This is a genomic window from Candidatus Microthrix subdominans (assembly GCA_016719385.1).
Classification (GTDB): domain Bacteria; phylum Actinomycetota; class Acidimicrobiia; order Acidimicrobiales; family Microtrichaceae; genus Microthrix; species Microthrix subdominans.
This window is the reverse complement of record JADJZA010000007.1, coordinates 539,762-551,752: the sequence shown is the minus strand read 5'-3', so window position 1 is coordinate 551,752 and position 11,991 is coordinate 539,762. Positions and strand designations below refer to the sequence as shown.

The following is an 11,991-nucleotide window of genomic DNA, read 5'->3' as shown; positions in this document are numbered from 1 at the left end:
CTCACATGAAGATCACCATCGCCGGTGGACACGGAACGATCGCACGCCATCTCACCCGCCTTTTGGCCGCCGAGGGCCATCATGTCCGGTCACTGGTGCGCAAGCAGGATCAGTTCGTCGACATCGAGGCGGTGGGCGGCCAGCCGGTGCTGGTCGACCTTGAGGACACGACCGCCGACCAGCTGGCCGACGCCGTCGGCGACGTCGACGCCGTCGTGTTCGCAGCCGGCTCGGGCCCGGGCAGCGGTGCCGCCCGCAAGGAGAGCGTCGATCACCTTGGTGCCGTCGCCCTCATCGAAGCCGCCAAGCGACATGACGTCGCCCACTACGTCATGGTCAGCTCGATGGGAGCAAACGCGGACCACGACGGGGACGAGGTGTTCGATGCCTACCTGCGGGCCAAGGGCCAGGCCGACGACGCCCTCCGGTCCAGCGGCCTGGGCTACAGCATCGTCCGCCCAACGTCGCTGACCGACGACGACCCGGTGGGCACGGTCACGCTGACGCCCGACGCCGACGGCGGTGCGATCGCCCGATCCGATGTGGCCGCCGTGCTTCAGGCGCTGCTGCTCGAGGGAACCCCCCTCGGTTCCACCGTTCAGCTGACCGCCGGGACGACGCCGGTCGGCCAAGCGGTGACGTCCGCTCACACCTGAGCCCGGGCTCATCCCGTCGACCGGTGAGCCAGCTCGTCAGCCTCCGAGGTGGAGCCACTTCGCCCGGTCGAAGCGCCGACCCCGACGAGCGACCGCCTCGTTACGCAACCGGCGCCGAGGCGCGGGCGCCGGATGGGACAGCCGCCGACGTGAAGGTCATCACGCCGTCGTCGATCGGCGCCTCACGGATCAGCACCTTGTCCTCGGAGTAGCGCTGGGTGTTGACCCACGGTTCGCGATCGCCCTGCTTGGGCAGAAACGGCAGCATCCGCTGGATGTAGCCGGCCGAGAAGTCGTCGATCCACGGGCGAGCCGGCATGTCGGCATCGCTGGGGCGCAGGCGGGGCGTGGCGATGTCGGTGCCGGAATCGCGCAGGTGGTTGAGCAACCGGGCCACGTACTCACACGTCAGGTCGGCCCGCAGCGTCCAGGAGGCGTTGACGTAGCCGAACGACGACACCAGGTTGGGCACGTCGGAGTAGGCAAGCCCCTTGTAGGTCCAGGTGTCGGCGAAGTCGACCGGTTTGCCGTCGACGACAAAGTCGACCTCGCCCAACGTCACCAGCTCCAGTCCGGTGGCGGTGACGATCACGTCGGCCGGAAGCTCCCGGCCGGAGGCGAGCAGAATGCCGGTCTCGGTAAACGTGTCGATCTGATCGGTCACCACGTCGGCGGCACCCGAACGGATCGCCTTGAAAAAGTCGCCGTCGGGCACCAGGCACAGCCGCTGATCCCACGGGTCGTAGGTGGGCGTGAAGTGGGTGCCGACGTCGTAGTCCTTGCCCAGCTCGTGTTGCACCATCTTGAGCAACCGGGCCTTCACCTGCTTCGGGGCGGTTCGGGTCTTGTGGTAGAGCCACTCCTGCAGGCGGGTGTTCTTCCGACGGGCCAGGTCGTAGGCCATCCGCTCGGGCAGGTACTTCCGCATCGTGTTGGCCAGAGCATCCTTGGCCGGACGGCTGATCAGATAGGTGGGCGAACGCTGCAGCATCGTGACCTGCTCGGCGCTGGCGGCCATCGACGGCACCAGCGTGACCGCTGTTGCGCCCGAGCCGATGATCACCACCCGTTTGCCCTCGTAGTCGAGGTCATCAGGCCAGTACTGGGGGTGGACGACGCGGCCCTGATAGCGATCCCGGCCGGGGAAGTCGGGGGTGTGGCCCTTCCGGTAGCTGTAGTAACCCGAGCACATGAACAGGAAGTTGCACGTGTAGGTGAACGTCTGGGTCGAGCCGTTGGTCGCAGAGCCGTTGGTCGCAGCAGCCCGCCGCCGAGTGGTGACGGTCCAGCGTGCGTCCTCGGTGGACCACTCGGCCCGCTCGACCAGCGTGCGAAACCGGATGTGGTCGCGGATGGCGTACTCATCCACCGTCTCGTTGAGGTACTCGAGAATCGAGGGCCCATCCGCAATCGACTTCTCGGCCTTCCACGGCTTGAAGCTGTAGCCAAGCGTGTGCATGTCAGAGTCGGAGCGAACGCCCGGGTAGCGGAACAGGTCCCACGTGCCACCCAGGTCGTCACGGCCCTCCAGGATCACGTAGGACCGGTCAGGGCTGAGCGATCCCAGGTGATAGGCGGCGCCGATCCCGGAGATACCCGCGCCCACCACCACAACGTCGTAATGAGCCGGCTCGCTCTGCTCCACCTGATGCTGGTCCGGTGTGCTCATCGTTGGTGTCCCCCTGCTGACCGCCCTGTGGCACGACTGACCAGATTCTACGCTGCCACCACCTGTCGGCCGTCCAGGGCGGAGGAAATGCGCGATCGGCCAAACCTCGCAACCCCCGAGGTGCGATGATCGGCCCATGACATCCACAGCAGGCGCCTTCTCCACGCTTACCGTCGAGCTGACGGACGGCATCGGCCGGCTGACGCTTAACCAGCCCGACCAGCTCAACCCGCTGGGCTCGAACACGCTGGCCGAGATCGCCCATGCCGCCCGCTGGTTCGACGACGAGGGCGCACGGGTGGTCGTCATCACCTCCGCCGGCGACCGGGCCTTCTCGGCCGGCTTCGACCTGCGAGAGATCAGCGGGCCGTCGAACGACCCACCCGATGTTGACCTCGGCTATCGCATGGTCGACGCCGTCGAGAACATGGAGGCGATCACGATCGCCTCCATCCATGGCCACTGCGTCGGAGGCGGCATCCTGTTGGCGGTCGGCTGCGACTTGCGCATCGCCGCAGATAACACCCGCTTCGCCATCCCAGAGGTCGATCTCGGTATTCCTCTGGCATGGGGAGGCATCCCCCGCCTGGTGCGCGAGGTAGGCCCGGCGGTCACCCGCGAGCTGGTGATGACCTGTCGCCCCTTCGATGCCGTCGAGGCGCAGAGCCTCGGCATGGTCAACCGGGTGGTGCCCCTCGATCGGCTGCGCATCGAGACCGACGAACTGGCGGCGTCACTGGCCGCCAAGCCGGTCTCGCTGCTGCGCACCACCAAGCGTCAGGTCCAGGAGGCCACCGAGGACATGGTGTCCACCCAGTCCGGGTGGACCGCCTCGGCACACCTGGCGGTGGCCCTCGCCGACCCGGAGGCCCGCGCTGCGGCGTCCGCCTACCTGGCCGGGCGCGGCGGACGCTGACGACGTCGGCCGCTCACAGCTCGGGCGCCCGAACCGGGCAGGTGCCACACTCCTAGGGTGAGTTCATCAACCAACGACGCAGGTAACAACGCTGGCAACCGCAAGTTGGACCTGCCCGGCCCGATCGCCTTTGTCATGGGCGGCGGCGCCAGCCTGGGTGCCGCCCAGGTGGGCATGTTGCAGGCCCTCTCAGAGTTCGGCGTGAAGCCCGATCTGATCGTCGGCACGTCGGTCGGTGCGCTCAATGGCGCCTTCCTCGCGTCCGACCTGGCCGGTGGCGCCAACCGGCTCTCCCACATCTGGCCGACGATCACCAAGGAACAGATCTTCCCGGGTTCGCCCTGGCAGTCGATCCGCTCGCTGCGCATCGACAAGACCCACCTCTACTCAAACGACGGCCTGGCCGAGTTCATCGATGCCCACCTGCCGGCGGACGACCTCGAGGATCTCGAGGTGCCGTTTGCGGCGATGGCCACCGACGTCGACACCGGTGCTGCGGTGGCGCTCACGTCCGGCCCGGCCAAGTCGGCGCTGCTCGCCAGCGCAGCCATGCCCGGCTTTCTGCCCGGCGTCGAGCATGAGGGCCGGCTGCTGTACGACGGTGGTCTGGTCGCCAAGCTGCCGATCGGCCAGGCGCTCTCGATGGGGGCCGCCACGCTCGTACTCCTCGACTGCACGTTTCCCGGGCAGCCGGCGCCTCGACCGACCAACCTGTGGCAAGTGATGGAGTGGTCGATCTCGCTGACCCAGAACAGCCAGGCGGGTGCGGCGCTGTCGTTCGTACCCGCCGACGTACCGGTCATCTACCTGCCCGGCCCGCCCCGTGCCGACTTCTCGCATCTGGAGCTGGACCACACCAGCGAGCTGATCAGCGGTGCCTACGAGCCGTCACGGCGGTATCTGAAAATGGCGGTCGACGACCCCGACCTCATGTACCGCCACCAGCTTCCGACCGAGGTGATCGGCATGCCGGAGGAGACCGAGGGCGAGGGGTCGGACTCGAGCGAGGACGCAACCGGCTGATGGGCTCGAGCGACGAAGCCGGGCCGGCCGGCGTTGAACCCGTCGAACGGGTTGGGCTGCTCCACGGGCTGGCCACCACCCGGGCGATCCGTCGCTACCGCGACGAGCCGGTGGACGACGACGACCTGGCCGCGATCATGTGGCACGCCACGCGGGCGCCCTCGGGCAGCAACCGTCAGCCGTTTCGCTTCGTCGTGCTTTGCGATGGCCCCCGGGCCATCAAGGCCAAAACGCTGCTCGGCGAGAGCTTCCGCACCCTGTGGGCCGAGAAGCGACGCCGAGACGGCTACGACGCCGGCAGCGGAAGCCGTGATGACAGCCCGAAGGCCCGCATGGCCACCACGATGGAGCACTTCGTCGACCACTTCGAGTCGACCCCGGTGGTCGTACTGGCCTGCCTGATCCGTCATCGCGACCCCACGCCCACCGAGGGCGCATCGGTGTACCCCGCCTGTCAAAACCTGTTGCTCGCCGCCCGGGCGCTGGGCTACGGCGGGGTGATGACGATGTGGCACGCCTACGTAGAGGACGAGCTGCGAGCGCTGCTCGACATCCCCGTGGAGGTCGCCATCTCGGCCACCCTGACGCTCGGGCGACCGGCTGGCCACCACGGGCCGGTCCGGCGGCGGCCGGTCGAGGAACTGGTCTTCGACGACGGCTGGGCCCAACCCGCCGCCTGGGCGCACGACCCGCCGGGCACCCGCTTCACCCAGGCCGGCCCGCCGCATCAAGACCGCCCCCGCTAGCGTCGTCCGTGCGGCTCGACGTCGAGGTAAGCGATCTGAAGTAGCTGCGCGTCGTTGCTTGATGGTTTGCGATTTGCCATCAAGGTGCAGGCCGCATCGAGCACCCCCAGGGGGTTGTTCGGTCGTTGACCCGAATCGATCAGCACACGGGCGGCCCGCAGCATCAGACCGTCGCCATGACAGGTCGCCACGTGATCGAACGCCGGTGGGCCGTAATGGTTGCGCAGGGTCGTGAGGTACTCTGACGCCGCCGTTGCGGCCGCCTCGTGAGCCAGGCTTCGCCGTTTCAACACTACGAATATCTTGTTTCCCGTCACGGTGACAGTGCCGCTCATCCCAGCGATGGAAACTACTTCCCACCCGTCGGAGCCCCACGCATTGAGCTCGACCTCGAGCTTTGTCCCGAAGGTGGCGCTGACAACCTTGTATTCCCAGCACGTCTGCGGGGATTCGCTCAGCGTTTCCGGTTGGCTGTGCACCGGAGACTGGCCGGAAGCATCGATCATCCCGCCGGGGGATGGCTGGTCCTGCCAGAGCGGTTGATTCGTCATCGGGGTCGCTCCACGAACTCAGCATGACACAGGACCGGCCGATTCCGAACATGGCGGCTCATACTTCAATCCTGGGCGGCGAGAAAGGCCAGCGCTGCGTCGATGAACTCGAACGATTTGGGCGTGCGGGCATGATCGGTGCGGGGCAGCGTGACCACGCGGGCATCGGGCAACGCTTCGACCAACTGGTCGGCCGGCGCGACGAAGTCGTGTTCGCCGAGCACGACCAACACCGGGCAGCCGACCGCAGCCAACTCCTCGGCACCCACCCGTCCGCCGCCGTTGGCCATGCAGGCCGCCAACGCCTCCCGGTCGTTGCCGGGCAGCTGCGCCAGGCCCGAGAAGTAACCGAGCACCGGGTTGCCCCCGTCGTCGCCGTTGCGGACGGCGTCGACCACCGCCGACATGTCGTCGGAGCGGAACAGGTTGGCCCCGACGCCGGCGACGATCAGCGACCGGAACCGGTCCGGGTGCGCAGCCACCACCTTGAGCAACGTCTTGGCGCCCAGCGAGAAGCCGATCGCGTCGACCTTCCCGTCGCCTGGCAGGGCCTCGACCACGCGTGCCCCCAGGTCGTCGTAGGCATCGACGTCGTGTGGCTTCGGCGCCGCGCCGTGGCCCAGCAGGTCCACCCCGACTACCTGACGCCCCTCGTCGCCGAGCAGGTCGACCCAGCCGTTGGACACCCAGGTGAGGTCGAAGGACGTGCCAAAGCCGTGGACAAGAACTACCGGAACAGCCATGCGGGTCAGTCTGGCAGCCCCATCGGCGGGCATCAGCGACGCCACCCGGCTCGCGGTCTGCGAGGGCGCCCTGGCCCTGGCCCGCTACGTCGGATAACGCGGCGCCGGCGACCGGGTGGACACCGGTGATCTCCTCGTCACCTTGTCCCCCTGCCCCCTGACCTTTCAGCACGACACCTGCCACGCCTCACCGCTGGACTCGCAGGAGACCCCAACTCTCCAGCGGAAAGTCCGCATCGAGCAGGGTGCGCACGATGAGGTCAATCGGCCCTTTGGCGTAGAACGTCCGGTCCAAGAAGGCACCACCTCGAACTTGAAACCTGTCTATCGAGGTGCGGGGCCACCTGTTGGCGGGGGTATGCCAAGTGATTTGCTGGAGATCGGGTCGACGGATCGCGAACGGTGGTCGACCCCCCTCCGAAGCCACTGCCACATAGTCCGGATGAACCAAAGGGAACACGGCGCTTCTGGGACGTGTGGCCACCTCGGGCTGAGTTCAAAACCCCCCTGCCGGGTGGCGCCCAGCAGATCGTGGGGCATGCGGATGTCGATCCCTCGCTCAACCAATTCATCAAGAGAAACAAGGCTTCGCAATGCGGAGCGTCTCATAGCGAAGTGGAGCGCAAAGATCACGGGAACTGAAGCGAGCATCAGCATCCCAGTCGTGTTCATCTCGCCAGAATATTCATTCGAGACGTCGCCACGAGCAGCTCACACCATGTCGGTGGGGCGGAGCGGGAAACCGAGTGCGAAGCGGCCGGCCAGCTCGGCGGTGCGATCCCAGTCGAATATGACGTGGCCCTTCAGCACCTCGACATCGCGCTGCAGGCGTTGCAACGGCGAGTCGCTGAAGTACACGCTGGCCCCGGCGCCCTCGCACACGTTCGAGATGATCGTTCGGGAGGCCCGCACCGTTGCGGTAGCGGCCAGCCTGGAGTCGACTCGCACCCGTTCGGTGACGGCGCCATCAGCACCCGCTGCTGCAAGTGTGGCGACCTCCCTTTCCCAACGGGCCACCGCCGACGCCAGGTCGCTGATCGCAGCGGCCAGGCGCACCTGGGCGGCCGGTTGCTCGGCGGCCTTGTCGCCCAGCGTGTAGGCCAACACCCGCTCGCTCAGCCGCTTCCGGTACGCGTCCACCGCCGCCTCGGCGGCGCCGAGCGCCGGGGCGGACGCCACCAATGCCAGCACCGGGGGAACGGCCAGGTTGCCCAGGCCGTCGTCATCAACCTCGTCCGCAGCGACCGCCCCCTGGCCCTCGCCGTACATGAGGGCCCGGGCGTCGACGCTTCGATGGACAGGCACGAACCGGCCGGTCACCGTCACCGTGTTGGAGCCGGTTGCCGCCATGCCGGAGGTGAACCACACATCCTCAACTTCCACCTCGTCGATCGGCAGCACCAGGAAGCGAGTGGAGAACCTGGGCTCGGTCTGAACTGCGTGAACGAGCACCCAGTCGGCGTGCGACACGCCGGTCGCCCACTCCCAACGTCCGGACAAGCGATACCCCTCGGCGCCCTCGGGGCCGGTGGTCGGCTCGATGGTGCCCGTCGGGGCGAGCGGAGCAGGCGCCAACGGCACGACGCCACCGGCAAACAGCTCGTCGCGGGCCTCGCCCGGCAGCTTCGATAACAGCCAGCCGTGCAACATCAGGAACGACAGGGTCCACGCAGATGCCGGACACCCCCGGGCCATCGCCCTGGTGCCGTGAGCCAGGGCGTCCAGCCCGAGGCCGTGGCCGCCCAACGACCGGGGCACCACGACCCGCATCAGGTCGGCGGCGTGGGCGTCGGCGAGCGTGGCCTCCGGCAGGCGGCGTAGCTCCTCGGCCTCCACCGCACGCTGGGCCAGCGGACCGCTCAGGATCTCGCATCGGGCCACAAACTCGTCGCGGTTCATTGCGTCGGTCCGCTCATCGCTCACGTGATGATCGGACGGTCGTTGACTGCCACGTCCATTCCCTGCCCCCTCGCACGTTGGCCATCAGCGCCCGATGTCGCCCCATGACTGGGTATCGTAAGTCACAGGCGCCAGCAGCGATCTTGGACTCGACGGGTGAAGGCCAGAGGGCCGATGTCATCCACACGTCGTCCGAACGCCACAAGCCACTCGCCCGGTCGTGTCAGCGGAGGGCAACGCGCCGGGGTTGCGACCAGGCGGTCAGCCTGGTGAGCTGTGCCCAGTAAACAGCCGATCGAAGGCCAGCCGCATGCCCGGCAGTGCCGAATCGGCCCATGCGGCGTGACCGGCTGCGTTTGGATGAAAGCGGTCCGCCACGAAGACACCCGGGTCCCTGAAGGCGGGGTTGGAACGGGTCACGTCCAACAGCACGGCGCGGCGGCGCCGCTCGATGGTCGCCCCGATGGCCCTTGCCGCCTGGCGCGACCTCATGTGCAGCACGATATTCAACGGGGCGGGAAACCGCAGAACGTTGCCCAGGTCGCCCATGTTTGCCGCCGCCACCACCGGGGCGGCATCGAGCAGCGAGTCGACGACCGAGCCCAGCTTGCGCGCCAGCGTCTGGACGGGCACCCCGCGGATCACGTCGTTGGAGCCCACCGCCACCACCGCCAGGTCGGGCTTCAGCACGGCAGCCTCATCCACTCGCGCCGCCACGTCGCTCACGCGGGAACCGCCGACCGCCAACGACACAACGCAGACGGCGCGGCGGAGCCGAAGACGGCGGATCGCCTGGCGCAGCCAGATGTCCTCCGGGGCGGCCAACCCGGGCCCGGTGAGGGTGCTGTCGCCCAGCACGACGACGCGCAACGGCGGCTTACCACTCGGCGCCGAGGCGGGAACGACGCCGGATACATCGATATCGGGGAACTCAGGAAGCGGGCGCCGCCCCGCCCACACCAGCTCGGCGGCCAGTCCCGCACCGCCACCGGTCAGCGCCGCGGCGGCCGCCACGCCCACCCTCGCCATGCCCACCCTCGCCACGCCCATCGGATCACCCCCGCCAGCGGCGGTCCACGCACTCGCCCACCCCTGGGCTGTTCCCTCCGCCCGGCTCCACCCATGGTACGAACCTGTCGGCACGCTTGGCTACAGCTGCGCCGGGCAGAGCTGGTAGACCCGCTCGATGAGCGCAGAGACCGACGACGCAGACGAGACCGGCGCGTATCGGCGCAACTCCGACTACATCACCACCCGCATCACCCGTGACGGCGCCGAGAGGTGGCCGGTCGAGGCCGGCCGCTACCGCCTGGCCGCCGCCCGTGCGTGCCCTTGGGCCAACCGGGCGCTGATCGCCCGACGGCTCTACGGGCTGGAGAGCAGCATCTCGCTGGCGTTGGCCGGACCCACCCACGGCGAGGAGTCGTGGACGTTCAACCTGGACGAGGGCGAGAAGGACCCGGTGCTCGGCATCCACCTGCTGCGCGAGGCCTACGAGGCCAGGGGCGTCGAGGCCGGCAGCGGGGTAACGGTGCCGGCGTTGGTCGACGTCCCCAGCGGCAAAGTGGTGACCAACGACTTCCAGCACATGACCCTGGACTTCGGCCAGGAGTGGAGCGACCTACACCGGCCCGGCGCCCACGACCTGTTCCCACCCGAACATCGCGACGAGATCATGGCGATGTCCGACGCCAACTTTCGCGACGTCAACAACGCCGTCTACGAGGCCGGGTTCGCCACCGACGCCGAGGCCTACTCCGAGGCGTACCATCGGCTCTTCGCCCGGCTCGACCAACTCGAGGATCACCTCGGCACCCGCCGGTTCCTCGTTGGCGACACGATCACCGAGGCCGACGTGAGGCTGTGGCCGACCCTGGTGCGATTCGATGCCGTCTATCACAACCACTTTCGCTGCAACCGCAACAAGCTGGTGGAGATGCCGGCGCTGTGGGGGTACGCCCGCGAGTTGTTCCAAACGCCGGGGTTCGGCGACACGATCGACTTCCCCCAGACCAAGGCGCACTACTACCTGGTGCACCGGCAGCTGAACCCGTCGGGGATCGTGCCAATCGGCCCCGACCTGACCCCGTGGGCCACGCCGCACGACCGCGAGCGTCTCGGTGGCCGTCCATTCGGCGACGGGACCGCCCCGGGGCCGCCGCCGAACGACGAACTGCCGGGTACCGGCACCAACCCCTACTGGCCACGCTGAGCCACCGGACGCCGACCGGGCGCTGTGCGGCATGGGACTCCGGGTCCGATCAGGTTGCCGGTGACCAGGTGGAGTGCGTGCCGCTGGAGATCCGCTCGGGCAGGCTGATGCGGGCGATCGGTCCGTCGCTCGGGCACCCAGCGTCGAGCACCCAGCACTCCGAGCGATCGTTGGGCACGTCGGAGACGAACGTCAGCAGGTAGCCGTCGTCCTCGCTTGCGCTGTCATCCCTGGGAGCCATCGCCGTCTCGGAGAGGAACACGCCCTCCGGGGCTTCGAGCACCTCCTCCTCGCCGGTGTCCAGGTCGTGCTTGAGGAGACCGTTGAAGGCGAACATGCCCGGCACGCCCAAAGCGTTGTAGCTGTAGCGGTGCCGCACGCCAGCGTGCTCGCCGTTGATCATCGGGAACTCCGAGATGCGCTCGCTCATCGGCGCCTCGGTGGTCCGGCCGGTCACCAGGTTGAACCGCCACCGGTGCGCCCTGGCATCCATCGCATCGAGGGCCAGGGCATCGAAGCCCGGGTACAGCGGGTTGGACGGCCGGCTGCCCCACACGCCCGGGTTGTGTTCGAAGAAGCCGTCGAGCACCACCTCGTCGCCGTCCTCGTAGGCGTTGGTCAGGTGCAGGATGAATGTAGGGTCGGCCTCGAACCAGCGGACGTCCTCTGCGCTGCCGTGTCGCGGGATGAGGGCAAACCACAGCGGCTCGTCCTCGTGAAAACTGTTGACGAAGTACCCGGCCTGCCTCGCCTCCTCGTTCCAGTAAAGCGACGGTGCGTTGAGGATCGTCCAGTTATCGGTGAACGCCATGTCGTGGGGCTGGCGGGGGCCGGGAAACGGCACCTCGACGTAGTTGGTGAGCTCGCCGTCGGCGCCGATCACGCCGTAGCCCAGTTTGGGGTCGTCCCGGGTGTAGTTGAAGAACATCAGCTCGCCCGTTCGAGGATCGACCTTGGGGTGCGCCGCCACCCCCCGACCGGAATATTCACAGCCCCATTTGCTGACGCCCCGGTCCTCGAGCGTGACCGGATCCAGCCGGTACAGCTCGCCGCACTGGTAGTAACTGGCCAACGCCTCGCCACGGTGCACGATCACGTCCGTGGAGGCCGCATCCTTCAACATGCCGCGGGCGCCCCAGCCGTATTCTGCGGTGGCGTTGGACGGATGCTCGGAGATGCCCGCCCACAACGACCTTCCGGCCCGCTGCTCAGCGAGAAACCCGTCGGTCTTGACGAAGCGGTTGGCGTAGCGGGCCTCACCGCCCCCGAAGGTGATCGAGTGGATCATCGCGTCGCCCTCGAAGGGATGGTAGCGCTTGATCGGCTGGAACACAGCCGTTTCGGTGTTGCGCAGGTAGGTGCCGGTCAGGTCATCGGGGATCTCACCGATCACGTCGAGGTCCCAGGCGTCGTACTCGGTGTGCTGGGGCCGCCAGGCGCCGCTCCGATAGGGGTGATCGTCCTTCTCCGGCAGGTCGGATGCATAGGTGGCAACCTTTTGGACCTTCATGATGAACTCGCTTTCTGGGTGGTCACGACAGGACCAGCACCGGCTCGATGACAAGGAAACCGTCGT

11 protein-coding genes are annotated in these 11,991 nt (G+C 67.9%); 5 read left to right on the top strand and 6 right to left on the bottom strand.

Annotated features, from left to right (window positions below):
- The first annotated feature begins 5 nt into the window (after positions 1-5).
- Positions 6-656, top strand: coding sequence for an SDR family oxidoreductase (locus tag IPN02_12710; GenBank protein ID MBK9297667.1), 651 nt, complete (start codon positions 6-8; stop codon positions 654-656).
- Positions 657-756: 100 nt separating this feature from the next.
- On the opposite strand, the gene IPN02_12705 is transcribed toward IPN02_12710, so the two are convergent.
- Positions 757-2,325 carry an NAD(P)/FAD-dependent oxidoreductase gene (locus IPN02_12705; GenBank protein MBK9297666.1) on the bottom strand — a complete coding sequence of 523 codons (1,569 nt, stop codon included), beginning with the start codon at positions 2,323-2,325 and terminating at the stop codon, positions 757-759.
- Between the two features lie 136 nt (positions 2,326-2,461).
- Here IPN02_12705 and IPN02_12700 point away from each other — a divergent pair, with 136 nt between their 5' ends.
- The 3 genes from IPN02_12700 (at position 2,462) to IPN02_12690 (ending at position 5,010) form a co-directional block, all read left to right on the top strand.
- Positions 2,462-3,241, top strand: a complete 780-nt coding sequence (locus tag IPN02_12700) for an enoyl-CoA hydratase/isomerase family protein (GenBank protein MBK9297665.1) — start codon at positions 2,462-2,464, stop codon at positions 3,239-3,241.
- 135 nt (positions 3,242-3,376) lie between these two features.
- The gene (locus IPN02_12695) at positions 3,377-4,264 is read left to right on the top strand and encodes a patatin-like phospholipase family protein (GenBank protein ID MBK9297664.1); all 888 of its coding nucleotides are present in this window, start codon (positions 3,377-3,379) and stop codon (positions 4,262-4,264) included.
- The gene (locus IPN02_12690; protein ID MBK9297663.1) at positions 4,264-5,010 is read left to right on the top strand and encodes a nitroreductase family protein; all 747 of its coding nucleotides are present in this window, start codon (positions 4,264-4,266) and stop codon (positions 5,008-5,010) included. Before IPN02_12695 ends, IPN02_12690 begins: the two co-directional genes overlap by 1 nt.
- On the opposite strand, the gene IPN02_12685 is transcribed toward IPN02_12690, so the two are convergent.
- The 4 genes from IPN02_12685 to IPN02_12670 all read right to left on the bottom strand — a co-directional run bounded on the left by IPN02_12685 (position 5,007) and on the right by IPN02_12670 (position 9,253).
- On the bottom strand, positions 5,007-5,561 hold the full coding sequence (locus IPN02_12685) for a DUF4177 domain-containing protein (protein ID MBK9297662.1): 555 nt from the start codon (positions 5,559-5,561) through the stop codon (positions 5,007-5,009). The genes IPN02_12690 and IPN02_12685 overlap by 4 nt on opposite strands.
- Before the next feature lie 65 nt (positions 5,562-5,626).
- Positions 5,627-6,304 (bottom strand): alpha/beta fold hydrolase, encoded by a 678-nt coding sequence (locus tag IPN02_12680; protein MBK9297661.1) that lies wholly within the window; start codon positions 6,302-6,304, stop codon positions 5,627-5,629.
- Between the two features lie 711 nt (positions 6,305-7,015).
- Positions 7,016-8,227, bottom strand: a complete 1,212-nt coding sequence (locus IPN02_12675; protein ID MBK9297660.1) for an acyl-CoA dehydrogenase — start codon at positions 8,225-8,227, stop codon at positions 7,016-7,018.
- A gap of 237 nt (positions 8,228-8,464) precedes the next feature.
- Positions 8,465-9,253, bottom strand: a complete 789-nt coding sequence (locus IPN02_12670; GenBank protein MBK9297659.1) for a hypothetical protein — start codon at positions 9,251-9,253, stop codon at positions 8,465-8,467.
- A 136-nt stretch (positions 9,254-9,389) separates the two neighbouring features.
- Between IPN02_12670 and IPN02_12665 the strand changes: the two genes are divergently transcribed.
- Positions 9,390-10,415 (top strand): glutathione S-transferase C-terminal domain-containing protein, encoded by a 1,026-nt coding sequence (locus IPN02_12665; GenBank protein ID MBK9297658.1) that lies wholly within the window; start codon positions 9,390-9,392, stop codon positions 10,413-10,415.
- A gap of 49 nt (positions 10,416-10,464) precedes the next feature.
- Here IPN02_12665 and IPN02_12660 read toward each other — a convergent pair whose 3' ends face one another.
- Positions 10,465-11,925: a carotenoid oxygenase family protein gene (locus tag IPN02_12660; protein ID MBK9297657.1), complete on the bottom strand. Its 1,461-nt coding sequence runs from the start codon at positions 11,923-11,925 to the stop codon at positions 10,465-10,467.
- Positions 11,926-11,991: the final 66 nt, after the last annotated feature.